Annotated in this window: 21 protein-coding genes; 6 read left to right on the top strand and 15 right to left on the bottom strand. The window is 58.7% G+C overall.

The features are described from left to right. Positions 1–69 precede the first annotated feature (69 nt). Complete coding sequence (locus tag B723_RS23240; protein WP_052909707.1) at positions 70–2,637, top strand: hypothetical protein; 2,568 nt, start codon at positions 70–72, stop codon at positions 2,635–2,637. 91 nt (positions 2,638–2,728) lie between these two features. Here B723_RS23240 and B723_RS23235 read toward each other — a convergent pair whose 3' ends face one another. From B723_RS23235 to B723_RS23215, 5 genes are all read right to left on the bottom strand, one after another. Further along, positions 2,729–3,496 carry an SDR family oxidoreductase gene (locus B723_RS23235; RefSeq protein ID WP_017339427.1) on the bottom strand — a complete coding sequence of 256 codons (768 nt, stop codon included), beginning with the start codon at positions 3,494–3,496 and terminating at the stop codon, positions 2,729–2,731. A 38-nt stretch (positions 3,497–3,534) separates the two neighbouring features. Next, complete coding sequence (locus B723_RS23230; protein WP_017339426.1) at positions 3,535–4,602, bottom strand: phosphotransferase family protein; 1,068 nt, start codon at positions 4,600–4,602, stop codon at positions 3,535–3,537. 143 nt (positions 4,603–4,745) lie between these two features. After that, the gene (locus tag B723_RS23225) at positions 4,746–5,729 is read right to left on the bottom strand and encodes a 2-hydroxyacid dehydrogenase (RefSeq protein ID WP_017339425.1); all 984 of its coding nucleotides are present in this window, start codon (positions 5,727–5,729) and stop codon (positions 4,746–4,748) included. A gap of 112 nt (positions 5,730–5,841) precedes the next feature. Beyond that, positions 5,842–6,426 (bottom strand): TetR/AcrR family transcriptional regulator, encoded by a 585-nt coding sequence (locus B723_RS23220; protein ID WP_017339424.1) that lies wholly within the window; start codon positions 6,424–6,426, stop codon positions 5,842–5,844. 30 nt (positions 6,427–6,456) lie between these two features. After that, the gene (locus B723_RS23215) at positions 6,457–6,840 is read right to left on the bottom strand and encodes a tautomerase family protein (RefSeq protein WP_017339423.1); all 384 of its coding nucleotides are present in this window, start codon (positions 6,838–6,840) and stop codon (positions 6,457–6,459) included. A 301-nt stretch (positions 6,841–7,141) separates the two neighbouring features. Here B723_RS23215 and B723_RS23210 point away from each other — a divergent pair, with 301 nt between their 5' ends. Continuing rightward, complete coding sequence (locus B723_RS23210) at positions 7,142–8,422, top strand: serine/threonine transporter (protein WP_017339422.1); 1,281 nt, start codon at positions 7,142–7,144, stop codon at positions 8,420–8,422. 152 nt (positions 8,423–8,574) lie between these two features. Here B723_RS23210 and acnB read toward each other — a convergent pair whose 3' ends face one another. Further along, complete coding sequence (acnB, locus tag B723_RS23205) at positions 8,575–11,184, bottom strand: bifunctional aconitate hydratase 2/2-methylisocitrate dehydratase (RefSeq protein WP_017339421.1); 2,610 nt, start codon at positions 11,182–11,184, stop codon at positions 8,575–8,577. 567 nt (positions 11,185–11,751) lie between these two features. On the opposite strand from acnB, the gene B723_RS23200 reads away from it, so the two are divergent. After that, positions 11,752–12,222 (top strand): DUF1289 domain-containing protein, encoded by a 471-nt coding sequence (locus B723_RS23200; RefSeq protein ID WP_017339420.1) that lies wholly within the window; start codon positions 11,752–11,754, stop codon positions 12,220–12,222. A 147-nt stretch (positions 12,223–12,369) separates the two neighbouring features. On the opposite strand, the gene B723_RS23195 is transcribed toward B723_RS23200, so the two are convergent. Further along, positions 12,370–13,233 carry a universal stress protein gene (locus tag B723_RS23195; protein ID WP_017339419.1) on the bottom strand — a complete coding sequence of 288 codons (864 nt, stop codon included), beginning with the start codon at positions 13,231–13,233 and terminating at the stop codon, positions 12,370–12,372. A 160-nt stretch (positions 13,234–13,393) separates the two neighbouring features. Between B723_RS23195 and B723_RS23190 the strand changes: the two genes are divergently transcribed. The 3 genes from B723_RS23190 to B723_RS23180 all read left to right on the top strand — a co-directional run bounded on the left by B723_RS23190 (position 13,394) and on the right by B723_RS23180 (position 16,241). Further along, positions 13,394–14,002: a tRNA-(ms[2]io[6]A)-hydroxylase gene (locus B723_RS23190; protein ID WP_017339418.1), complete on the top strand. Its 609-nt coding sequence runs from the start codon at positions 13,394–13,396 to the stop codon at positions 14,000–14,002. 244 nt (positions 14,003–14,246) lie between these two features. Then, positions 14,247–14,954 (top strand): winged helix-turn-helix domain-containing protein, encoded by a 708-nt coding sequence (locus B723_RS23185; protein WP_017339417.1) that lies wholly within the window; start codon positions 14,247–14,249, stop codon positions 14,952–14,954. Further along, on the top strand, positions 14,955–16,241 hold the full coding sequence (locus B723_RS23180; protein ID WP_017339416.1) for an ATP-binding protein: 1,287 nt from the start codon (positions 14,955–14,957) through the stop codon (positions 16,239–16,241). Positions 16,242–16,325: 84 nt separating this feature from the next. Here B723_RS23180 and B723_RS23175 read toward each other — a convergent pair whose 3' ends face one another. From B723_RS23175 to B723_RS23140, 8 genes are all read right to left on the bottom strand, one after another. Beyond that, positions 16,326–17,288 (bottom strand): IS110 family transposase, encoded by a 963-nt coding sequence (locus B723_RS23175; protein WP_017341458.1) that lies wholly within the window; start codon positions 17,286–17,288, stop codon positions 16,326–16,328. 240 nt (positions 17,289–17,528) lie between these two features. Further along, the gene (locus B723_RS23170) at positions 17,529–18,317 is read right to left on the bottom strand and encodes a MipA/OmpV family protein (RefSeq protein WP_017338229.1); all 789 of its coding nucleotides are present in this window, start codon (positions 18,315–18,317) and stop codon (positions 17,529–17,531) included. A gap of 302 nt (positions 18,318–18,619) precedes the next feature. Continuing rightward, positions 18,620–20,869, bottom strand: coding sequence for a TonB-dependent siderophore receptor (locus B723_RS23165; RefSeq protein ID WP_017338230.1), 2,250 nt, complete (start codon positions 20,867–20,869; stop codon positions 18,620–18,622). A 100-nt stretch (positions 20,870–20,969) separates the two neighbouring features. Next, a complete protein-coding gene (locus B723_RS23160; protein ID WP_017338231.1) occupies positions 20,970–21,458 on the bottom strand; it encodes a GFA family protein in 489 nt (162 codons plus the stop codon). 57 nt (positions 21,459–21,515) lie between these two features. Beyond that, positions 21,516–21,917: a PaaI family thioesterase gene (locus B723_RS23155; RefSeq protein ID WP_017338232.1), complete on the bottom strand. Its 402-nt coding sequence runs from the start codon at positions 21,915–21,917 to the stop codon at positions 21,516–21,518. Positions 21,918–22,153: 236 nt separating this feature from the next. Continuing rightward, the gene (locus B723_RS23150; protein WP_017338233.1) at positions 22,154–22,642 is read right to left on the bottom strand and encodes a copper chaperone PCu(A)C; all 489 of its coding nucleotides are present in this window, start codon (positions 22,640–22,642) and stop codon (positions 22,154–22,156) included. Further along, on the bottom strand, positions 22,642–23,247 hold the full coding sequence (locus B723_RS23145) for an SCO family protein (protein WP_017338234.1): 606 nt from the start codon (positions 23,245–23,247) through the stop codon (positions 22,642–22,644). Before B723_RS23145 ends, B723_RS23150 begins: the two co-directional genes overlap by 1 nt. 233 nt (positions 23,248–23,480) lie before the next feature. Next, positions 23,481–23,717: a hypothetical protein gene (locus B723_RS23140; protein ID WP_031318785.1), complete on the bottom strand. Its 237-nt coding sequence runs from the start codon at positions 23,715–23,717 to the stop codon at positions 23,481–23,483. Positions 23,718–23,767: the final 50 nt, after the last annotated feature.

The following is a 23,767-nucleotide window of genomic DNA, read 5'->3' as shown; positions in this document are numbered from 1 at the left end:
CCCAGCCCCGTTTTTTCTTGAATAGTCGAATGGCCTTTTTCAACCATTGTCGATGTTCGAGGAAATGCCATGACCATCCAGATCAGGTCCAGTTCAGCCGAAAGAGCCGTATACCTCTGCTATGGCTCCGATAGTCATACGCTCAGAATTGAAGGCGCTGAGGATAGTCCTTGGGTCAGTCAGGGAGTGAGCCTCAATCACGCTTCCGCTGATTCGCCTTTGATCTTCGCCGACCCTGGATATGGCGAACTTCAGAAACTTGAACCTGAGGGCTCAGAATGGAAGCTCCGCTGTCCGGCCGATGGCATCGATCACGACTTCGAATACTCGATTCAAAGTGAGTTTACCGCCGTGCCTTACAAAATCTCGATGCGGTTGGGGCACTATCGTCGTGAGGTTCTGGACAGCCGCAGCCCAATCAGTGCGCCGGTGATAGGAGACACAGTAAAGGCCCAAATCACGGTCGGATCGTTCTACACAAAACAGGCGCTGGAAAATATTGAGGTCAAGTGGTCGATTGGTGGGACGACAACGACAGTACCGACATCGACGTCGGGCGTAAGCCAGTTCAGCCATACGGTTCAAACATTGGGTGAGCAGACGATCACGGCAGAATTCTACAGCCCGTATGACGATAAAACGGTGAGTGAGTCTTTTGAGATCAAGGTTTATGAGACAAGTCCTTGGGAAGACGCGAAGTTGTACGTCAATGACAGGGAAGTGATGTGGGGCGATCCCATTGGGCTGACTCGCGGAAGAGCAAACGCTTTAAGAGTCGAAGTTGCGCCCGAGATTGCGAAGGTGTTGCGTCTGGGGGTGGGAGAGTCTGGAGGCTTGAACCTTGTATCAAACCCGCCTTTTGAAAGCGATGTCAGCCCGGTCGGCGAAACGTTCAACTGGACGGTCACACCGGACGATGGGCTAAGCGGTCTTGGCATGTTGGTTCTTTTCAGTACGGATGTGGTGTTGCCTTGGGAGCTTCCGTTCTGGGTGATGTCCGCCAACCTGTCGGACGAAGTGGAGGGTGTTTGGGTAGACGGTGTCGCGTATCCAGTCGAGGGGGCTGTGTTGTTCAGGGACGAACCTCGGACCATCACCCTGAGCTATAAGGCTGGTAGTCCCGTGCGGGATTGGCCTCTGGAACTGACGGCCACCTTGCTCAGCGGATTGCAGGATGGCGACCTGGTGGTGACTTCGGACGGGTTGCATACATGGACGATTGTGGCTTCCAACAACAGCGGTACGTTCAAGCTGGATTTGACGGGGGCGGGCTTTACCGCAGGCGTCTCGACTCCTGTCAGCAAGGTGTTGTCGCGCAATCTGGCGGATGAGGCAACGGTTCAGATTGACGGAAAAGATGCGGAGCCCGGCGCACTTTATTTCAGGGGCGGGGTACACACGCTGACGCTTGTCCCCAAGGTAGGCAGCCCGATTGCGGGTTATGGGGTCGGGTTGTGGCTCGGGCGGTCGCCGCTCGTGACCAGCAACCCCCCGGCGGAAACCTTTACCGGATTGCATTCCTGGACGATCACCTTGGCTTCGGATAGAAGCGGTATGTTTCATTTTGAGCTCGCAGGCGAACATTTCGGCAGGGGCAACATAAAAATTGATGCTAACAAACTGTTGTCGCCGGATTTGGCGGATGAGGCCGATGTACTGATTGGTGGCAACATTGTTCCTCCAGAAGGTATCGACTTCAAGCATCTGCAACCCCAGGTCCTTACGCTAAGGTATAAAACCGACAGTCCACTGCCGGGACATCCCGTAAAACTGAAGTGCAGAATAGTAGAAGGGTTGGAAGAGGGAAGCTTGCCGAGTGAACCCGATTATGGCGAGGAGCAAACTACCCACCGCTGGACTATGACCGGTTTAAGAGGGATCGGAAAGTTTCAACTGAGTCTGGCGGGCAACAACATGACCAGTGAACTCGTTGTTCCGGTCTGTCATTTGTCGGGGGTCGGTGTGCCGGATTACTTTACGGTTCAGTTCGATGGTAATTCATTGAAACCTGGCGATAAGGCGCATGCGACACGATATGGGCGGCATACCATTACACTCATACCGAAGAGCGGCGCTCCCGATAACAAAGTCAAGCTCGATTGGGGCATTGAGGCGCCTGACGGGGTGACAATGACACCTGCCCCGGGTGTCTCTCAGGCGGTCCATCCGACAGAAGGGGCCACTTGGGAGCTGAGGTGCCTCGGCGTGGATGCCGAGTTTTCAGTGAAAGCGGAGTGGGAAGGGGCATCTTTGACTGCTTTGGAAACTCCAGTGTCGTTGAAGGCTGGAACCTACAATATGCGCTTCAGATTTCTTGAAATATCTATGCCTTATCCACCGACAGAAGTACTCGCTGCGGAATTGATTGCCGGAGCAGGGTGGGGCGTTAAGCCTGGGGTACAAGTGACTACGCAGGAAGGGGTTCCGGTTGCGGGCGTTAACGTCGAGTTCATTACACCTGATCACCCAGTCGGTTTTGGAACAACTAACGCAACCGGGGTGACCGGAAGCTCCGTGGTAATCAAGTATTATCCTAAAGAAAGGCATGTCATTGAACTTTTGGCGAAAACGACCGAAGCAACAGGTCGTGTTTCCATGATTCGGATACTGATATTACTTATTCCTGCTAATGCGTAAGAAGGGCAAGGAGCTCCTGTCATTTGGAGCTCCTTTACTCAATGCAAGATTCTGACTGCATCAATTGCCAGGCGCGCTGCCTACCAACAAATCAAGACAAAAACCCCCCATCCACATTCAGCGAAACCCCCGTCGTATAACTCGACGCATCACTCGCCAGATACAACACCGCCCCCGCCATTTCACTCGGATCCGCCACGCGCTTCAGCGGAATCTGCGCCAATGCCGTGTTCAAAATCGCCTCGTTCTTTACCAGCGCCGACGCAAACTTGGTGTCGGTCAGCCCCGGCAACAGGGCATTGCAACGAATCCCGAACTGCGCACATTCCTTGGCGAACACTTTGGTCATGTTGATCACCGCAGCCTTGGTCACCGAATAGATGCCCTGGAAGATCCCCGGCGAGATGCCGTTGATCGAAGCCACGTTGATGATGCTGCCGCCGCCGTTGTCGCGCATCAGCTTGCCGGCTTCTACCGACATGAAGAAGTAGCCGCGGATGTTCACGTCGACGGTTTTCTGGAAGGCGCCGAGGTCGGTGTCCAGTACGTTGCAGAACTGCGGATTGGTCGCGGCATTGTTGACCAGGATGTCCAAACGGCCGAACTGTTCGCGGATGCCGGCGAAGACCTGGCTGATCTGTTCCATCTCACCAATGTGGCAGGCCACGGCGGTGGCTTTGCCGCCGGCAGCGATGATTGCATCGGCGACGTGCTGGCAGCCCTCGAGTTTGCGGCTCGAGACAATCACATGGGCGCCTTGTTGGGCCAGCAGTTTGGCGATGGCTTCGCCGATGCCACGGCTGGCGCCGGAGACGAAAGCGATCTTGCCGTCGAGGTCGAACAACTGAGTCTTGGACATGGGATTCCCTTGTGAGAAGTCTTATTGGATGGCCTGGATCAGAGGCTGGATTTCTGGATGACCTGCAGGCTCATCTGCTCCAGCAGTTTGTTCATGTGAATGAACTGCGCGAAGCGTTTGTCCTGGGTCTGACCATGGAAAAAACGGTAGTAGATCTGCTGCACGATGCCGGCCAGGCGGAACAGGCCGTAGGTGTAGTAGAAGTCGAAGTTGTCGATCTGGATGCCCGAACGCTGGGCGTAGTAGTCGACGAACTCGCGGCGGGTCAGCATGCCCGGTGCGTGGCTCGGCTGGCGACGCATCAGTTGCACCGGCGCCGGGTCGTCGGCTTCGATCCAGTAGGCGAGGGTGTTGCCCAGGTCCATCAGCGGGTCGCCGAGGGTGGTGAGTTCCCAGTCGAGCACACCGATGATCTGCATCGGGTTGTTCGGGTCGAGGATCACGTTGTCGAAGCGATAGTCGTTATGGACGATGCTCGATGTCGGGTGATCGGCAGGCATCTTGTCGTTGAGCCAGGCCTTCACGGCTTCCCACTTCGGCGCGTCCGGGGTCAGGGCTTTCTCGTAGCGGTCGCTCCAGCCTTTGATCTGCCGCGCCACATAACCTTCGGGCTTGCCGAGGTCGCCCAGGCCATAGGCCTTGTAGTCGACCCGGTGCAATTCGACGAACTTGTCGATGAAGCTTTTGCACAGGGCTTCGGTTTTCGCCGAATCCAGGCCCAGTTCCGGTGGCAGTTCGGCGCGCAGGATGATCCCCTTGACCCGTTCCATCACATAGAACTCGGCGCCGATCACCGATTCGTCGGTGCAGTGTACGTAGGCTTTCGGGCAGTAGGGAAAACCGTCGCGCAGTTGATTGAGGATGCGAAATTCGCGACCCATGTCATGGGCGGATTTGGCCTTGTGACCGAACGGCGGCCGACGCAGGACGAATTCCTGCTCGGGGTATTCCAGCAAGTAGGTGAGGTTCGACGCACCGCCGGGGAACTGGCTGATCTGCGGCAAACCGCTGAGACCCGGAATGTGGGCCTTGAGGTACGGATCGATCAGGCTGGCATCGAGTTCTTCGCCGGTGCGGATACGGGTGGACTGGTCAGTAAGCGCCATGCTTATCCCTTCTGCTTATTCTGGAGGCCTGAAACTATTGGCTAATCTAATGCGCACACCCCGTACCCACAACTACGATCGGCCCTTATAGGTGAGGGTGTTGCCGGGCAATCATTGCTTTTGATACACCTGTTTGAATTGCCCTACAGAACCGCCTTGTTTTCGGGCGGCGTCACCGATGCCGACGCCGGCAGGTCGATGGGAGTGAGTACCGGTTGGCCGGAAAAGAAGGCCATCAGGTTACGCCCGACCAGCTCGACGGTGCCCCGGGTTGCTTCGGGTGACAGCCCGGCAACGTGGGGCGTGAGAATCACGTTACTCAGTGACTTCAACGCATCAGGCACCTGAGGTTCATGATCGAAGACATCCAGTGCTGCGCCGGCAATGCGTCGTTGCTCCAGGGCGCTGATCAGATCGGCGGTCACCACCACGCTGGCCCGGGCAATGTTGACGAGGAATCCGTTGGGGCCCAACGCGTCCAGCACCGAACGGTTAATCAGGCTGCGGGTGCCGAGCCCGCCGGGCGTGGCCACCACCAGGAAGTCCGATGCGCGGGCCAGTTCGCTCGGTGTCGAGCAGAAGCTGTACGGCACGTCGCTGCGATGCTGGCGGTTGTGGTAACTGACGGTCATGTCAAAACCGTTGGCTGCGCGTTTGGCGATGGCCATGCCGACGGCACCGAGGCCGAGTATGCCCAGGCGTTTGCCGGCCACGGAAGGGCGCATGATTTTCGGCCACTCGCCTCGGCGCACGGCGGCGTCGCAACGGGGGATGTCGCGCACCATTGAAAGCAGCATCGCCATCGCGTGGTCAGCCACCGACGAGGCGTTGACCCCGGCGCCGTTGGTCACGGTCAGGCCCCGGTCGGCTGCGGCCTGCAGGTCGACATGTTCGTAACCGGCACCAATCACGCAAATGATCTTGAGTGCCGGCAGCGCGGCGATTTCATCGGCATACAGGCCCAGCGGGCCTCGGGTCAGTACCGCATCGATACGTGCGCCGTGGGTCGAAATGGCTTCGGCCCGCTCGGCGGGGGTAGGCGCCAAAATCAGGTGAAAGCCCTGATGTTCGAGAATCGGCAAGTAATCATTGATCGTTTCAACCAGTACCAGAACGGTTGCGGGCATGCTGGGCTCCTGTGGCTTGAATATCCCTAGAGATTGCTGGCTTCAAAACGCATGGGCAACGATCAAAGATCGCAACACTGCCAGATGATCATAGCGGAACAGCAGCAGCAGGTTATGGCGCCGTCAGAAAGGTGCGCGCAGCCTCCAGGATTTCATCGGACAAAGCATCGCCACGGGTGGCGCGGGCGAGCGTCAGCGCGCCGACCATGAGGGCGTATTGCACCAGCGCCTGTTGACGATCACTGGCGTTGTCGCCGGTGTCCATCAGGGGGGTGAAGGTGTCGAGCAATGAGCCGAGGCCTTCCATAAAGGTCTGGCGCAGGCCGCTTTCGGCGGCTTCGTGGCACATGTCGCCGGCAAACGCCACCACCGGGCAGCTATCGCCCGGATTGTCGCGGCTGGCGGCCGACAGGTAGGGGCCGATCAAGGCCTGACGGGCGGCGTTCTTGTCTTCGTTGGCGGCGATCCAGTCTTTCCAGCGGTCTGTCGATTGCTGGAATGCGCGGCCGCTGGCCTCCTGGGCCAGGGCTTCCCTGGACTCGAAATGCCCATAGAAGCCGCCATGGGTCAGGCCCGCCGCCCCCATCACATCAATCACGCTGATACCATGCAGACCCCGTTCGCGAAACAGGCGCGTGGCCGCCTCGACGATGATTTCGCGGTTGAGTTCGGCTTGCTTGCGGGAAACACGGGGCATTGGCGGCTCACAATGTTAAATGGCTGGTGATCATAGGGCGTACTGGGCAATTCCGTTGCCGAACGACCAGTTCTCTTTTTTCACTTCGACCAGATTAATGAATACATCCTCCAGCCGCACCGCCAGCTCCGCGTTCAGGCTCTCGGCGATGGTTTTATAGAGCAGTTTTTTCTGATCGACGGTTCGGCCTTCGCTCAGGGTGATCTGAATCACCACCAGTTGGTCGGAGCGATCGATCCCCAGGTATTGCGGATCGAAGATGAAGTGCTGCTCGTCGTGTTCGGCGAGTATCTGGAAGTTATCGTTTTCCGGAACGCCAATGGCGCTGTGCATGGCGGCGTAAATCAGCTGGCCGATGCGTTTGGCGTGGGTGGGGTCCTGATGCTTTTTGATGTCGATACGAACCAGGGGCATGGCATTACTCCGGAAGAAATATCGGTCAGTTAAAAATACATGACGAACAACCTTTATCAAGCAGGATTTTTTGTCTGGCGATGAAACGCAGTCAAGCAAATCTCGAAGACAGTCCAAATCCCCCAGGGTTTCTGTCGTCCACTATTATCTGACCCGTACAACCATTCCTCACCTAAGTCTTTGCTTCTGCTAATTAATCCCGGACAATCGCGCCCCTGTTTCGGCCAGGGCGCTGCCTGTCGGATTTTTCCGACTCGTCCTGACCGGGTAGCAACTGACCGGAATGTGGAGATCCCACCGGATGAATGATCAGGCCAATAGCGTCAACGAACGCTATGTAGCGGCGAAACCTGTCAGCCTTGAAGGCTGGAACCGCCACGACACCACCTGGATGCTCGGCCTGTTTGGCACGGCCATCGGGGCCGGTACGCTGTTTTTGCCGATCAATGCAGGCTTGGGCGGTTTCTGGCCGTTGCTGTTCCTGGCGCTGCTGGCATTCCCCATGACTTTTTACGCACACCGTGGCCTGACACGTTTCGTATTGTCCGGACGAGAAGGGGCGGACATCACCGAAGTGGTGGAAGAACACTTCGGCATCAAGGCCGGTGCGCTGATCACCCTGCTGTACTTCTTCGCGATCTTTCCGATCCTGCTGATCTACAGCGTGGCCCTGACCAACACCGTCGGCAGTTTCCTTGAGCACCAACTGCACATCATGCCGCCACCGCGCGCCGTATTGTCGTTCGTGCTGATCCTCGGCCTGCTGGCGGTGGTGCGTTGCGGTGAGCAGGTGATCGTCAAGGCCATGAGCCTGATGGTGTATCCGTTTATCGTGGCGTTGCTGTTCCTGGCGGTGTTCCTGGTTCCGCACTGGAATGGCGGCATCCTGACCACTGCATCGACGCTGCCTGAGCCGTCGGCGCTGTTGAACACGTTGTGGCTGGCGATTCCGGTGATGGTGTTCTCGTTCAACCATTCGCCGATCATCTCGGCGTTCGCGGTGGACCAGAAGCGTCGCTACGGTGATCACGCCGAGGAGCGCAGCTCGCAGATCCTGTCCCGCGCGCACGTGTTGATGGTGGTGATGGTGCTGTTCTTCGTGTTCAGCTGCGTGCTGACCCTGTCCCCGGCGCAACTGGCGGAAGCGAAGGCGCAGAACCTGTCGATCCTGTCGTACCTGGCTAATCACTTCAGCAACCCGACCATCGCCTTCGCTGCGCCGTTGATTGCGTTCGTGGCGATTTCCAAGTCGTTCCTGGGGCACTACATCGGTGCCAGTGAAGGCCTGAAGGGGCTGATTGTGAAGAGCGGCAAGCGTCCGGCACCCAAGACGCTGGATCGCATGACCGCGGCGTTCATGCTGGTGGTGTGCTGGGTCGTGGCCACGCTGAACCCGAGCATTCTGGGGATGATTGAAACCCTGGGTGGCCCGATCATCGCGGCGATTCTGTTCCTGATGCCGATGTACGCGATTCGCAAGGTGCCGGCGATGGCGCGCTATCGTGGTCAGGCGTCCAATGTGTTTGTGACGGCGGTGGGTTTGGTGGCTATTTCGGCGTTGATTTATTCGCTGAGTGCCTGATTGGTGCTGCTCGTTTGATTTGATGACGGCTGATCCGCATTGCGGGTTGGCCGTTTTTTTTGAGCGGACATGTACACGAAACCCCAATCATCCAGCCATAAAAAAACGCCGCACATCTCACGATGGGCGGCGTTTTCTACAGCGTTGTAACGTTAGGCTTGAACGACCGGGATATTGGCGTTCGCAGCAGCCTCACGGAACTCGGCGATCTGGTCGAAGGACAGGTAGCGGTAGACATCAGCCGCCATGCTGTCGATCTTGCCAGCGTATTCCATGTACTCCTCGACGGTCGGCAGGCGACCCAGGATGGAAGCAACGGACGCCAACTCAGCCGAAGCCAGGTAAACGTTCGCGCCGTCACCCAGACGGTTCGGGAAGTTACGGGTCGACGTCGACACCACAGTGGAGTTCGGCTCTACACGTGCCTGGTTACCCATGCACAGCGAGCAGCCCGGCATTTCCATGCGTGCGCCGGCCTTGCCGTAGATGCCGTAGTAGCCTTCTTCGGTCAGCTGGTGAGCATCCATTTTGGTCGGCGGCGACAGCCACAGACGGGTTGGAAGCTGACCCTTGACCTGATCCAGCAACTTGCCGGCAGCGCGGAAGTGACCGATGTTGGTCATGCACGAACCGATGAACACTTCGTCGATCTTCTCGCCAGCAACGCTGGACAGCAGACGGGCGTCGTCCGGATCGTTCGGCGCGCAGAGCACAGGCTCTTTGATGTCGGCCAGGTCGATTTCGATGACTTCGGCGTATTCGGCGTCAGCATCGGCAACCATCAACTCAGGGTTGGCAACCCAGGCTTCCATCGCTTGAGCACGACGTTCCAGGGTACGCGCATCGCCGTAGCCTTCGCCGATCATCCAGCGCAGCAGGGTGATGTTGGAGTTCAGGTACTCGGTGATCGACTCTTTCGACAGCTTGATGGTGCAACCGGCAGCCGAACGTTCGGCCGAGGCGTCGGACAGCTCGAAAGCCTGCTCGATGCTCAGGTTGTCCAGGCCTTCGATTTCCAGGATGCGGCCGGAGAACGCGTTCTTCTTGCCTTTCTTCTCAACGGTCAGCAGGCCAGCCTGGATCGCGAAGTAAGGAATGGCGTGAACCAGGTCACGCAGGGTGACGCCCGGTTGCATTTTGCCTTTGAAGCGCACCAGGATCGATTCCGGCATGTCCAGCGGCATGACGCCGGTGGCTGCGGCGAACGCAACCAGACCGGAACCGGCCGGGAACGAAATGCCCATCGGGAAACGGGTGTGCGAGTCACCACCGGTACCGACGGTGTCCGGCAGCAGCATGCGGTTCAGCCAGCTGTGGATGATGCCGTCGCCCGGACGCAGGGAAACACCGCCGCGGGTCATGATGAAGTCTGGCAGGGTGTGGTGGGTGGTCACGTCGATCGGCTTAGGGTAGGCCGCGGTGTGGCAGAAAGACTGCATCACCAGATCGGTCGAGAAGCCCAGGCACGCCAGGTCTTTCAGTTCGTCACGGGTCATAGGACCAGTGGTGTCCTGAGAGCCGACGGTGGTCATTTTCGGTTCGCAGTAGGTGCCAGGACGAACGCCTTTGCCTTCTGGCAGACCGCACGCCTTGCCGACCATTTTCTGTGCCAGGGTGTAGCCCTTGCCGGTGTCGACAGGTGCTTCAGGCAGTTTGAACAGATCGGTAGGGCCCAGGCCCAATTCGGCACGCGCCTTGTCGGTCAGGCCGCGACCGATGATCAGCGGGATACGGCCGCCGGCACGAACTTCGTCCAACAGGACCGGGGTCTTCATTTCGAAGGTGGTCAGGACTTCGTCAGTGCCGTGTTTGCAGACTTTGCCAGCATGCGGATACAGGTCGATCACGTCGCCCATGTTCATGTTGGTGACGTCGAATTCGATCGGCAGTGCGCCGGCATCTTCCATGGTGTTGTAGAAGATCGGAGCGATCTTGCTGCCGAAGCAGAAGCCGCCAGCACGCTTGTTCGGCACGTAAGGAACGTCGTCGCCGAAGAACCACAGCACCGAGTTGGTGGCCGATTTACGCGAGGAACCGGTACCGACCACGTCACCGACGTAAGCGATAGGGAAGCCTTGGCCGCGCATTTCTTCGATCTGCTTCATCGGGCCGGTAACGCCCTGGACGTCCGGAACGATGCCGTCACGGGCCATTTTCAGCATGGCGAGGGCGTGCAGCGGGATGTCCGGGCGGGACCAGGCGTCCGGGGCAGGGGACAGGTCGTCGGTGTTGGTTTCGCCGGTGACCTTGAACACGCGCAGGCTGATCTTGTCGGCCAGGACCGGACGGTTGCGGAACCACTCGCCGTCAGCCCAGGACTGAATCACGCCTTTGGCGTGTTCGTTGCCGTTACGGGCTTTTTCCGCGACGTCGTGGAACGCATCGAACATCAGCAGGGTGTGCTTGAGTTGAGCGGCGGCAACAGGAGCCAGTTCGGCGCTGTCGAGCAGGTCAACCAGGGTCACGATGTTGTAGCCGCCCTGCATGGTGCCGAGCAGTTCAACAGCGCGCTTCTTGTCGATCAGAGGGGAGGTGGCTTCGCCTTTGGCCAGGGCAGACAGGAAACCGGCCTTTACATAGGCCGCTTCGTCCACGCCAGGTGGAATGCGATTGGTGATCAGGTCAACGAGGAAAGCTTCTTCGCCAGCCGGGGGATTCTTCAGCAGCTCGACCAGGCCTGCAGTTTGTTCGGCGTTAAGCGGCTGGGGAACGATACCCAGTGCTGCACGCTCTTCGATATGTTTGCGGTAGGCTTCAAGCACAGTTATTACCCTCATCAGTGGTCCCAAATGGGTGTCCGGGACGCTCATCCCGAAATTGCCGTACTCATGCGCTGCGTGGCGTTGTGGGCCACTTAGCCAGAATTACCGACAATTCCTTACAGAAGCTGCTTTCAAAGTTTTACGCCTGCAGAACGGGGAGCTGATGAGGGTTGGCGTAGAGCTTTTCCCCGCTGGAAAAACCCTTCGCCAACACCGCTCTGAAGGAACGACTGTGCTCGTGACGCTTTGAAAACAGCTTCTAACGGACATTGGCGCCTTAAAAGGCTGGCTGATTCTACGGCAAAAAAAATTTAAAGGTAAGTGAGGGGCTATTGGACTTTGGTGGCGAGTCGCGATGTGTGCCTGCGTGTGCAAGGCAAGGCGGGGGATGCCGCTGATGGTTGTTCCCTTGGCAAATCCCGCGACGCCACCTCGCGCACGTAGGCGCGCAACGCGGCCGGCACCAAAGTCCAAGAGACCCTCAGCCCTTTCACTTTGAGGGGTGATGAATGTCAGACAAAGGGCTAACATGCCGGCCTGTTCTGCTTTCCCGTGTTTTTCTTATCTATGCCAAATCAGACCATCAAGACCCCCTGCGTCGGCCTCTGTTCCACTGTTTACGGTGACTTGGTCTGCCGTGGCTGCAAGCGTTTCCACCATGAAGTGATCCACTGGAACGGTTACAACGAGGAAGAAAAACGCGCGGTATGGCTGCGTCTCGAACAGCTGTTGTCCCAGGTGATGGCCGGCAAGGTAGAAATTTTTGATCCGGCGCTGCTGAGAATGCAGCTGGAACAGCGCAAGATCCGCTTCGTGCCGCATCAGTCGGAATATTGCTGGGCCTATCAGCTGATCGCTCGCGGGGCGCGGGTGATCAACAATCTGGACGCCTACGGGATGGTCCTGCTGCCGGAGTTTCGCGAGTGGAACCTGCCTGAGCTGCGGGATGCGATTGATCGGGAATTCTTTTTGCTCTCTGAAGCGCATTACCAGCGCTACATTGCGCCGGGCTTCCTCAAGGACGCCTTCGGCGGCTGACTCTCAGTCCTGTGGCGCTCCCGCTCGACTGCGCAGCAGTCGCAAATCGGCTGGCGAGTATTACCTGATAACACTGCGCCGTACGAATTGGGGTCGCTTCGCAACCCGGCGGGAGCAAGCTCCCTCGCCACAAATGCACCGCAAGTCTCAATGATGAGACACGATCTCCTGCAGATGGTCCTCAATCTCCAGCGTTTTCAGCACCAGCACATCACTCTCCACTGCATCCAGCACCACTTCCGCTGTATTCCCGATCAACGCCCCGGACAACCCGGACCGCGCCACGGTGCCAATCACCGTCACCGCCGCACCCAGTTTGTGCACCATGTACGGAATCAACACATCCGCCGGACCTTCCGCGATATGCAGGTGCTCATCATCAATGTCGAATTCGGCCTGAAACGCCTTGCACTGGTCACGATAACGCGCCTCGATCGTTTCACTCAGCTGCAACGTCGGGTCGGCCGCCGACAGCATCGGTGACGGATGGGCGCTGACCACATGCAGATGCGCCTTGGCCAGACTGGCGATGTCATAACCGTAATCGATGATGGTGTTGTGCAGGTGGCGGTGTTCGTTATCGGTATTGCCGACGTCGATCGCCGCCAGAATCACGCCGCCCGTCCAGGGCTTCGAGGTTTTGACCAGCAGCACCGGCGTCGGGCAAAAGCGCAGCAGTTTCCAGTCCGCCGGGGTCAGCAGGGCTTTTTTCAACGAGCTGTCGGGATAATGCTGTTTGATCACCAACCCGCAACCTTCCGCCTGCTGCACATCGACAATGGTTTCGTGCAGGCTTTCGTTCCACGCCTGCTCTGTAGTGACGCTGTAGCCGTCCTCAAGCAGCGCCGCCTTGAGCACGCCGAGCATGCCGCTGTGGTCATGCTTGCGGTCACAGACCAGCAGATGCAGATGCGCCTGGGTCACGCCGGCAATCAGCTTGGCCCGTTTGAGCGCCAGGCTTTCCGAGTGTTGGGGCTCGATGACCACCAGAATGCTGCGAATGGCTTGCATGATCGGGATCTCCAGAGGTTAAAAAAGCATGGCGTTGCACAACTATAGTTGTTGCGAGGCAACCGGGGAGTTGATGCATATCAACGGTCGTGACTGGTGGTCTGGCGGCGGGCCGGTATAATCGGCGCCCTTCGTTTTGAACCCTTTATCCGTGAGCCCCATGATCCTTCCCGAAATTCACGAGTTCCTTGGCTGCCGCACCCCTGACGGCTGGGTCCGGGCCGCGCTGGCCGATCAGGAAACCTTGCTGATCGACCACAAGAACTGCGAATTCAAGGCCGCCAGCACGGCATTGAGCCTGATCGCTAAATACCACTCCCACGTCGACCTGATCAACCTGATGTCGCGTCTGGCCCGGGAAGAGCTCGTGCATCACGAACAGGTCATGCGCCTGATGAAAAAGCGCAAGATCGAGCTGCGTCAGTTGTCCGCCGGGCGATACGCCTCGGGCCTGCGCAAAGTGGTGCGCAGTCACGAACCGGTCAAACTGGTGGATACCCTGGTGGTGGGCGCGTTCATCGAAGCCCGCAGCTGCGAGCGTTTCGAAGCGCTGGTGCCGCATCTGGACGAAGAGCTGGGCAAGTTTTACTTCGGTTTGCTGAAAAGCGAGGCCCGACATTTCCAGGGGTATCTGAAACTGGCTTATCAGTACGGTGACGCCAAGGATATCGCTCAGGTGATTGACCGGGTTCGTGCCGCCGAGCAGGAGCTGATCGAGTCGCCGGACGTGGAATTCCGCTTTCACAGTGGCGTCCCTGCTGCGGCGTGAAGATCAAAAGAGCGCCGCCTCGTTTCACTCGACAGCTCCTGCATTGGAGCGCATTTCCTGTAGGCGCTGTCGAGTGGAACGAGACTGCAATCTTTGCACGTGAATTGTTAAAAACTCTTAAGAGTATGAAAGATCACTGAAAACCGGCCCAAGAGGCCGGTTTTTGCTGCCTGGCATCACCGTCCCGTCACCGATTGGCGCCATAATGCCGCCCACTTCACTCAAGGGTTGGCAAGCGTTCGTTATGGATAACCTGGGTTTTGGCAAAGTATTGCTGGTGGAAGACGATGAGAGGCTCTCCGGGCTGATCGCGCATTTCCTGTCCCAACATGGCTTTGAGGTGTTGCAGGTGCACCGCGGTGACCTCGCGTTGGCGGCTTTCCTCGACTTCAAACCGAAAATCGTTGTACTCGACCTGATGCTGCCGGGCCAGAGCGGCCTGCACGTATGCCGCGAGATCCGCAGCGTGTCCGACACGCCGATCGTCATCCTCACCGCCAAGGAAGACGACCTCGATCACATCCTCGGCCTGGAATCCGGCGCTGATGACTACGTGATCAAGCCGATCAAGCCACCGGTGTTGCTGGCTCGCCTGCGCGCGTTGCAACGTCGGCAAACGCCGGACAGCAGCGTTTGCTGCGCGCTGGAGTTCGGCCATCTGAGTATCGACCGCAGTTGTCGCGAAGTGCGGCTGGCGGGCGAGGGCATCGAGTTGACCACCATGGAGTTCGAGTTGCTGTGGTTGCTGGCCAGCGCCGCCGGCAAGATTCTGTCCCGCGATGACATACTCAATCGCATGCGCGGCATCGCTTTCGATGGGCTCAACCGCAGCGTCGACGTTTACATCAGCAAGTTGCGCGGCAAGCTCAAGGACAACCCTCGCGAACCGGTGTGCATCAAGACCATCTGGGGCAAGGGTTACCTGTTCAATCCGTTCGCGTGGGAGCTGTAAATGCTGCGGTTATTTCTCGGGCTGTTTCTGGTGATGACGGTTGGCCTGGTCCTGGGGCTGCAAACCGTCGAGCGCACGTTCGATGCGCTGCTCGACGGTCAGATGCAAAGTTACAACCGAGAGGCGGTGCGTGGTCAGGCCTGGTCGCTGGTGGAGCAATTGCGCGGCCTCGACAATGAGGCCCGGGAACGCCAACTGGAAGCCGTGCGCCCTCACTATGGTTTGGGCCTGAGCCTGGTCGAAAGCGCTCAACTGGCCCTGACCGATCAGGAGAAAGCCGAGTTGGCCCAAGGCCAGCTGGTACTTCGCGACAAGTACACGCAGTTCATCTCGCGCATTGACGACGGCGCCCAACTGCTCAGCATCAAGCTGCCGGCCGAGCCGAGCCTGATGCCGTTCTACATTGCCACGGCCTATCTGATGATTGCGGTGATGATCGGTCTGGTGTTGATTTTCTGGGTGCGTCCACACTGGCGAGATCTGGAAAAACTGCGCCTGGCCGCCGAGCGTTTCGGCGATAACGACTTGTCGTCGCGTATCCAGCTGTCAAAGCGCTCGAACATCCGCGACCTGTCCGAACACTTCAACCTGATGGCCGCGCGTATCGAAGGCCTGATCGCCAATCAGCGCGAGCTGACCAACGCGGTGTCCCATGAGTTGCGCACGCCCATTGCGCGACTGTCGTTCGAGCTTGACCAGCTCAAGCAACAACCCGACCCGACCCGGAACCGCGAGCTGATTGCCGACATGTACGCCGACCTCGGCGAGCTGGAGGAGATGGTGTCGGAACTGCTGACCTACGCCAGCCTCGAGCGCGGTGCCACGGTGATCACGCGAGAAAATATCCAGGCCAACAGTTGGCTCGACAGCGTGGTCGGCAGCGTAGCGCTGGAGGCCGAGGCGGCCGGGGTGCAGCTGCTGATTGTCGAGTGTCGGGTCGATGAGGTGCGCATCGAGCCACGCTTCATGGCGCGGGCGGTGATCAACCTGCTGCGCAATGCCATTCGCTATGCCGAGGCGCGGGTGGAAGTGTCGTTGGTGCGCACCGGCGATCATTACGAAGTTCAGGTCAATGACGATGGGCCAGGCGTGCCGATGGCCGGACGGGAGAAAATCTTCGAGCCGTTTTCGCGCCTGGACGCCAGCCGTGATCGCCGCACGGGTGGTTTCGGTTTGGGCCTGGCGCTGGTCCGGCGGGTGTCGCAGTCCCATGGCGGGCAGGTGGAAGTGGCGGATTCGCCGTGGGGTGGGGCTTCGTTTCGTATGACGTGGGCGCATCAGGATTAATTGTGGCGTTCTTGCGTACGCCATCGCGAGCAGGCTCGCTCCCACAATGGATCTATGTCGTTTACAAATCCAATGTGGGAGATTCTATGTTTGGGGGGAACACCCAAACATAGAATTTGGCTTGTATTCGGTTTGGTTTTTCATCAGGGCAAACATCACTCTGGCCAGCTTGCGTGCCAGGATAACCAAGGCCTGAGTGCCTTTTAGACCTCTGGCCAGATAGCGTTCGTAGTACGGCTTCCAGGTCGGCGAACGGCTGGCAGCCATAGCGCTATTGTGAAACAAGCGCCGGAACTCCGAGTCCCCTCGTTTAGAGAGTCGGCGCTTTTGATCCTTTTGTCCTGACTGCCTCACACGCGGATCCATGCCGAGGAAGGCGACGTACTCGTCGCTGTTGGCAAATTCCCCACGCATAAAAGCAGTGGCCGCTGCGGTGGCCGTCAGGAGCCCTACGCCCTCGATGGCCTGGCAACGCTTCACCTGATCATCAATCCCACCTTCCTCAGCAATTTCCTTGAGCGTTTTCTGAATCATCTTTTCGAACTGGGCAATGGCGGCCAGAAGCTGGTTGAAGTGCTCTTTCAGCAAGGATTCGTTTTTCCAGCTCTGCTTGAGTGCAACACAGGCCCGGACCAACTGAGCCCGACGGCGAAGCAGGCTTTTCATTTGTGTGTAAGCCTTCGGTGGCGGATTCCAGATCCTCAATCTGTCGGATTCGCGGCTCAAGTAACGGGCCAGCAGCTCGGCATCCAACGTATCTGTTTTCGCCCTCATGCCTATTCCATCGCGGTATTTGTTGAGGCGACTGCCATCGATGACGTAAACGTCATGGCCCATTTCATGGGCCATTTCCGTTGTATCAAGGTGATAGATATTGGTCGCTTCTAGCGCGATAGCGCTGTGCGCTGGCAGCGTCTTGAGCCATTGCTTCAAGGTTGATCGCTTGTTCGCGATATTTAGGGTCTTTTCCAGGTCGGATCGATAGATAACGATCTCGTCCTTCGCCACATCCACACCGACGACCACCTGCGAATCCAGGATTGTCATGGCACACCCTCCGAGCTAGGGTTTAGATACTTGACGGGGTTCACCGTTGCGCTGGCTTGTTTCTATCGTCGGTCCGAGCCGATGCATTCCTTATCGGCGCATTAGGTGAAGGGGTGGGACGAAGTCTCCCACGGTCTGTACTGGTCAGAGTCAGATGACGAGCTTTAGTCCCACCCACCCCTTCAAGTCTAAACATACAAGCGAGCCTGCTCGCGATGGCGTCATCCGCATCACCTCAAATCAAAAGCTGTACACCACCTGCCCAGCCAAGGATGTCTGCATCCGCCGCTCGACAATCGGGCTGTCCGCGGCCTCTTTGGCCAGATACTGCACCGCCAGCACCGTCGACACATTCCATTGATCATTGACCGGCAACGACCAGGTCAAATCCGCCCCGCGACTCACCAGCCCGCCATGAGCGTCATACGCCCGAAACTGACTGCGCGACGCCTGACCCGCGCTGACGCCGTACCAGGTGCGCATGTAATCGCCGTCGCCAAACTGACTGTTGAGGCTGCCGACGACCTTGCCATGCTCACCTTCGTAAAACGGCGCGCTGATGCTGAGTTTCAAGCGATTCCAGGCTGAACCCGTGTCCTCATCGTCATCGTCCTTTTCCAGCGCATGTTCAAAACTCGCGCCGAGAATGATCGGCCCCATCTGATACGTGCCGTCGAGCCCCAACACCGGGCGGGACTTGATCGAGCCCATGCCGTCCAGCTCGTCCGAACCTTTGAACCCGGTCTTGCGATCCTTGCGCACATCGCTGGCGCCGACGTACACGCTGAGGCCGTAGTCATCCTCGTCAAAGGCCCAGCCCAGACCCTTTTGAGTGTCGAGAAAGACACCGTAAGGGCTGACGATTTTTCCACCCAGCAGCGGCGCCACGACGCGTTCATCGCTGCCGCTGTAACGCGGCACACTGGCAGCGCCGGCCCGCAGGCTGTAGCGCCAGTCTTCGGCATGCACGGAATGGGAGAGCAGGAGCAGACAGAATGAAGTGAGCGACAGCGACAGCGAACGAAACATGGGAGCACCCGAGGGGAGATTGGATGCGCCCATGCTAGGCGGGTGCCGGCGGGCAATCTTTGACAGCTTTGTCGGGAAACTGTCAAAGACTGTGAACGGAGTTGACCGTACAGCGAGAAACCTGTGGCCAGGGAGCTTGTTGTGGCGAGGGAGCTTGCTCTCGTTGGGGCGCGGAGCGGCGCCAAAAAATGGGCCTGCTGCGCAGTCCAGCGGGAGCAAGCTCCCTCGCCACAGGGTCAGTGTTTAGCCGCAGGGGCGGTGCCTGGCCTCAGTGTCGCACCACAGTTCAGAGTGACCTCAGCTTAGAAATCCCACTTGGTGGTCAGCATCAGGTTGCGCGGCTCGCCGTAGAACGTCGTACCGAAGTTGCCCAGGCCCGTCAGGTACTTCTTGTCGAAGACGTTGTTGGCGTTGGCGGTGAAGCTCAGGTGCTCGTTGTACTGATAACGGGTCATCAGGTCGACGAGGGTATAGCCGCCTTGTTTGAGCGAGGTGCTGCCCTCGGTCGGGCTGAAGCTCTGGCCGTAGAACGCGCTCTGCCAGCTGACGCCGCCACCGACGGTGACCTTGTCCAGTGCGCCAGGCAAGCGGTAGGTGGTGAACGTACGCACGACGTGTTCCGGTTTGGTGGTGGCCAGCGGGAAACCGTAGATCCGTTGCTCGTCCTTGTCGCGGGTACGGGCATAGGTATAGCCGGCCGACAGGTTCCAGCCATCGGACAGTTCGCCCGCCAGTTCCAGCTCCACGCCTTTGGTGGTGGCGCCGGGGATGGCTTCGTAAACGTCCTGCCCGGTGGTGTCAGTGGTGACGTATTGGGCGACGTTCTCCTGCTCGATGCGGAAGAAGGCCAGGCTGGCGTTCAGTTTGCCTTCGAGGTACGCCGCTTTCAGACCGGTCTCGTAGCTGTTGCCTTCAACCGGCTTCAGGGTCGAACCGGCGACGTCCTTGTAGGTCTGCGGCTGATAGATGTTGGTGTAGCTGGCGTAGACCGAATACGTGTCATCCAGGTCATAGATCACACCGGCGTAAGGGGTGACGACGCCGTGTTCCTTGTAGCTGGTCTGGGTGTCGGTCTGGCCGGCGCCCGGGTAGTAGCTGTAATCCTCGTTGTACTTGAAGGTGCTCACGCGGCTGCCGAGGATGATCGACAGATCGTCGGTCGGGCGCAGGCGCGTGGCCAGGTAAGCACCGTTCTGACTGGTGGTGCGCTCGTACTTGCCGTTTTTCGGGAAATCCTGTTCCGGCAGGTCGCCGTTCCAGTCATAAATGCTGCCAGGGACATTTCCGGCACCGGGGATAACGCTGTCGAACGTCGCGCCGGTCTGGCGGGCATGGGACGTCATGAAACCGGCCACCAGTTCGTGCTCGCGACCGCCCAGGGTGAAGGGCCCGGACACGTTCACGTCCGCCGTGTTTTGCACGCGATGACCTTCCCAGCGGCCCCAGTAAAGGAACATGCCTTCACCGGTGGCGCGGTCCGGTGCGCCGCCGCTGGCCGAGGCCAGGCGCGTATCGTGATCGGTGGTTTTCTGGTTGAGATTGACCTTGAGTTTCCAGTCATTGGCCAGGGCCTGCTCCAGCGACGTGAAGTAGGTGACCGTGTCGAAATCACGACGGCTCCAGTCGGCGCCCGGGTTGAAGCTGCGCGAGAAGTCGGTGCGGCCGCCGTCGGCGAAGTACACCGTATTACCGGTCCAGGAGGTGCCGCGTGGGGTGGCGCTGGACTTGTCGATGCCGAAGGTCAGCAGGGTGTCGTCCGACAGGTCCGCTTCGAGGATGCCGTAAAACAGGTCTTTCTTCTGGCTGTAGTGATCGATGTAGGAATGCTTGTCCTGGTACGAACCGACGAAGCGGCCGCGCACACTGCCGGTATCGTTCAGCGGACCGGAAATATCGCCGGTGGTGCGGTAGCTGTCCCACGAACCGACGGTGCCGCTGATCGAGGCCTTGAATTCCTTGGTCGGCTTCTTGCGAATCAGGTTGACGGTGGCGGACGGGTCGCCCGAACCGGTCATCAGGCCGGTCGAACCCTTGACGATTTCGATGCGGTCGAGGCTGGCCGCGTCATCGCTGTTGTTCGGGTTCTCACCGTAGACACCGTCGTACGGCTGGTTGACCCCGTCGTACTGGAAGTTGGTGATGGCAAAACCGCGGGCGGAAAACTCGGTACGGTCACTGTCGTATTTTTGCGTCGACACGCCGGGGGCATTGCGCAACGCGTCGCTGACACTCTGCACGCCGCGATCGTCCATTTGCTGACGGGTGACCACGGTGACCGATTGCGGCGTTTCACGGGGCGACAAGGCCAGGCCGGTGGCCGAGGACGTTGAGCCCGTGGTGTAGGAATGGGTGTCCTCGGTGGTCGCGCCCAAGCCTACGGCAGAAATACTCGTCGCACCCAGTTGCAGCGCGCCGTCGTCTTTGGGCGCCGGTTTGCTTTCCACCGTTTCGGCGGCGCGGGCGTTGCAGGAAAGGCTCAGCAGAGCGGCTGGCAGGGCCAGTGCCAGGGGGCACAGGGCAAAACGAAAACGGGCGGCAAGTGGGTGCGACATGGAAATCCCTTTGTATCGAATCGTTCGGTAAGTGAAAGGCTTCTGAGGGTTAACCGAACGAAAAACGCAAAGGGGAACTGCCGTGTGCAAAAAAAATGAGCTAGCGGACCACATCCAGGCGCTCATGCCACTGCGCGATGGATTCCTCGGGCCAGGTTTCGCACTGCCGATCACCGTGATGCGGCGCAACCTCCACCCACGGCGCTTTCGAGCCAAGCATCACGTGCGTGTATTCGGGTGGCACGGGTAGCGCGGTGTCGATGGCCGAGGCGAACGGGTGGATCAGCTCCGGCCATTCAGGGCTGAACAGCCACAATCCCGAGCCACACACCGAGCAGAAATGCCGCTCTGCCGTGCTGCGGTGGGCGCGTTTGTCGCCTTCGTCCTTGAGTCGCGCGTGATAGATCGCAATGGATTTGCGACCGCGCACCTTGAGGCTGGCGGCATCACCGGCGATGTTGACCGAGTAACCGCCGCCGCCCTGGGTCTTGCGGCAGATCGAGCAGTAGCAACGTTGATAAGGGTAGGGGTGGGCGCTGTTCAGACTGAACGACACGGCGCCGCAATGGCACGAGCCTTCGAGTTGCATGGAATAACCTCCAAAAGATTGGCTGTTACTTCCCTGACCGTCCCGAAAACCGGTGGTTCACTGCTGGATCGGCACCAGGATCGCATCGCCGGTTGCCACCAGCTTCAACTGATCTCCGGTTTGTGCGAACAGTTCGGCGCGGGCAAACACCTGTTTCTTCCCGGCCTTCACCACCTGGCCGCGCGCAATGAACACTTCACCGATGGCGGGCGCCAGGCAATTCACCGAAAAATGCGCCGCCAGGACATTGCCAGCGACCGTTCCGGCCGCAAACCCACAGGCGGTATCGAGCAGCGCGCCGATCAGGCCGGCATGCAGGAAGCCAGCGTATTGCGCCATGTCAGTCTCGCGAAAAGCCATGGTCAGTTCCACCTCGCCGGGCTCGGCGCGAGTGACGTCGAAACCGGCCCAGCGGTTGAAGGCGGACGTTGAATTGATCTTTTTGAGTGCATCAAGCATGGCGAATCCCTCCGGTTGAGGCATCAACATGCGCCGGGTTTTGGGGGATGTCATGGTGGATAAAGGAGGGTGATGGGCCGGTGGATTTATGGTGAATATTCAGGCCTCATCGCTAGCAGGCTAGCTCCCACAGTGGATCTCCAGTGTTCATGAGACAGCTGTGGGGGCTAGCCTGCTAGCGAAGAACGATAACGCGGTCCCACTGAACGCCACCGATGTCCGGTGACTTCCAGCGATCAATGCATTTTGCTGTGGTCCGGCATATTCAGCGCTCGCGCTTGAGCCTCAACCTTGATCGACTCCTTCTCGCCATTGGCGTTTTCGACAGTCAAGGTCAGCGGCACTGTGTCGCCTTCTTTGACCTGGCCGACCAGGTCGATCAGCATCACGTGATAGCCATGAGGATTCAGGGTGACCGCTGTCCCTGCGGGCAAGGCAACGAACTCCACGGGGTGCATGCTCATCACGTCGTTTTTCATCGTCGACTCGTGAATCTGCACAACTTTAGCGACCGGTGTTTGCACGCTTAGCAGTTTGCTGTCGCTGCTCGCGGTGACCGTCATGAACGCGCCGGTTGCTTGTTGCCCGGCAACGGTGGCACGTACCCAGGCGTCTTCCACTTGAGTCTGGGCTGAAACCTGAAGCGCCGTTCCCAGCAGAAAAAGCCCCAGGACAGCCGTTTTAACGCGCACATTGATGGCGGTTTTAATAGCATTCGAATTCATCAGCAGACTTCCATAACGGTTAGCAAGTCTTCCGTACACTCTTGTGCAGAAAGGGAAGGGGAAAGCCCGACGCGCAACCTGCCCCTTGTGTCATACACATAGCTGGTCGCTGTATGGGAGAGCGTATAGGTGGAGCCGCTCGGGATTTTCTCATAGAACACCCCGAACTCCTTGGCCGTTTCCGCCGTTTCCTCGAGTGTCCCGTGGAGCGCGACAAAGGAGGGATCAAACGTTTTGACGTAGGCATCCAACACCGCTGGCGTATCCCGCTCCGGGTCCAGCGTGATGAAGACGACCTGGAGAATATCCCCGTCTTTTCCCATCAGCTTCTTGATCTGCACTGCGCGAGCCAGGGCGGTGGGGCATACCGCCGGGCACTGGGTGAAGCCGAAGAAAATCATCGGCATCAAACCACGAAAGCTCGAGAGCGTCGTGAGGTTGCCTTCTGAGTCTTTCAGCTTGAATGTCCGTCCGAGGATCTTGTCGCTCAGGTCCTTGCCGTACTTGTACGACAGGCTGACGCTATTGTCACAGCCAGCGAGGAGGCCAAGGCTGAACAAGCCCATACCTGCAACCACCTGGCGGCGGGTCAACGAAACGCTCATGTTCTACAGACCTTTAGATGCGCCCGAACGGATAATCAACCTCGGACAGGGCGTCTTTGATGCATGCCGGTTTAGCGGAGGGGAGCGATTATACGCGTCAAAGGATTATTCATAACTTGCGACAAACTGACGCAGCGAATTCCCCAGCCGGCATCGGTTTTCGGGTCAGCCCTTGATCTCCATCGGGCTGCCAACCAATTTCTGATGGCTGTCGCCGAGGATGGCGGCGTTTTTCAGGTCCACGGACACGTCGAAATCGTCCGCCGCGCCGCGCCGCTCATGCGTACCTGGCGCTGGTTTGCGTCGGCATGCAGTTCAAGGCTCTGGGTACTGTCATCGTCGAGCTTGAACCGTGTGGTCAGGTCGACCGAGGAAAACACATCAGTGTCGAACTGAGCCAGTGCCTCCAGCTTGAGTTGCGGTGGAACGGCAGTGAGGCCCTGGATGGCTGATTCAAATCCTTCGGCCATTGCCCCAAGCGCAGTGCCGGTGGCTGTTAATGTGTGGTGAATGGGCTGAC

This window comes from Pseudomonas fluorescens NCIMB 11764, from assembly GCF_000293885.2.
Classification (GTDB): Bacteria; Pseudomonadota; Gammaproteobacteria; order Pseudomonadales; family Pseudomonadaceae; genus Aquipseudomonas; species Aquipseudomonas fluorescens_B.
Note: the sequence above shows the minus strand (reverse complement) of the source record. Positions and strands in the feature narration are given on the sequence as shown.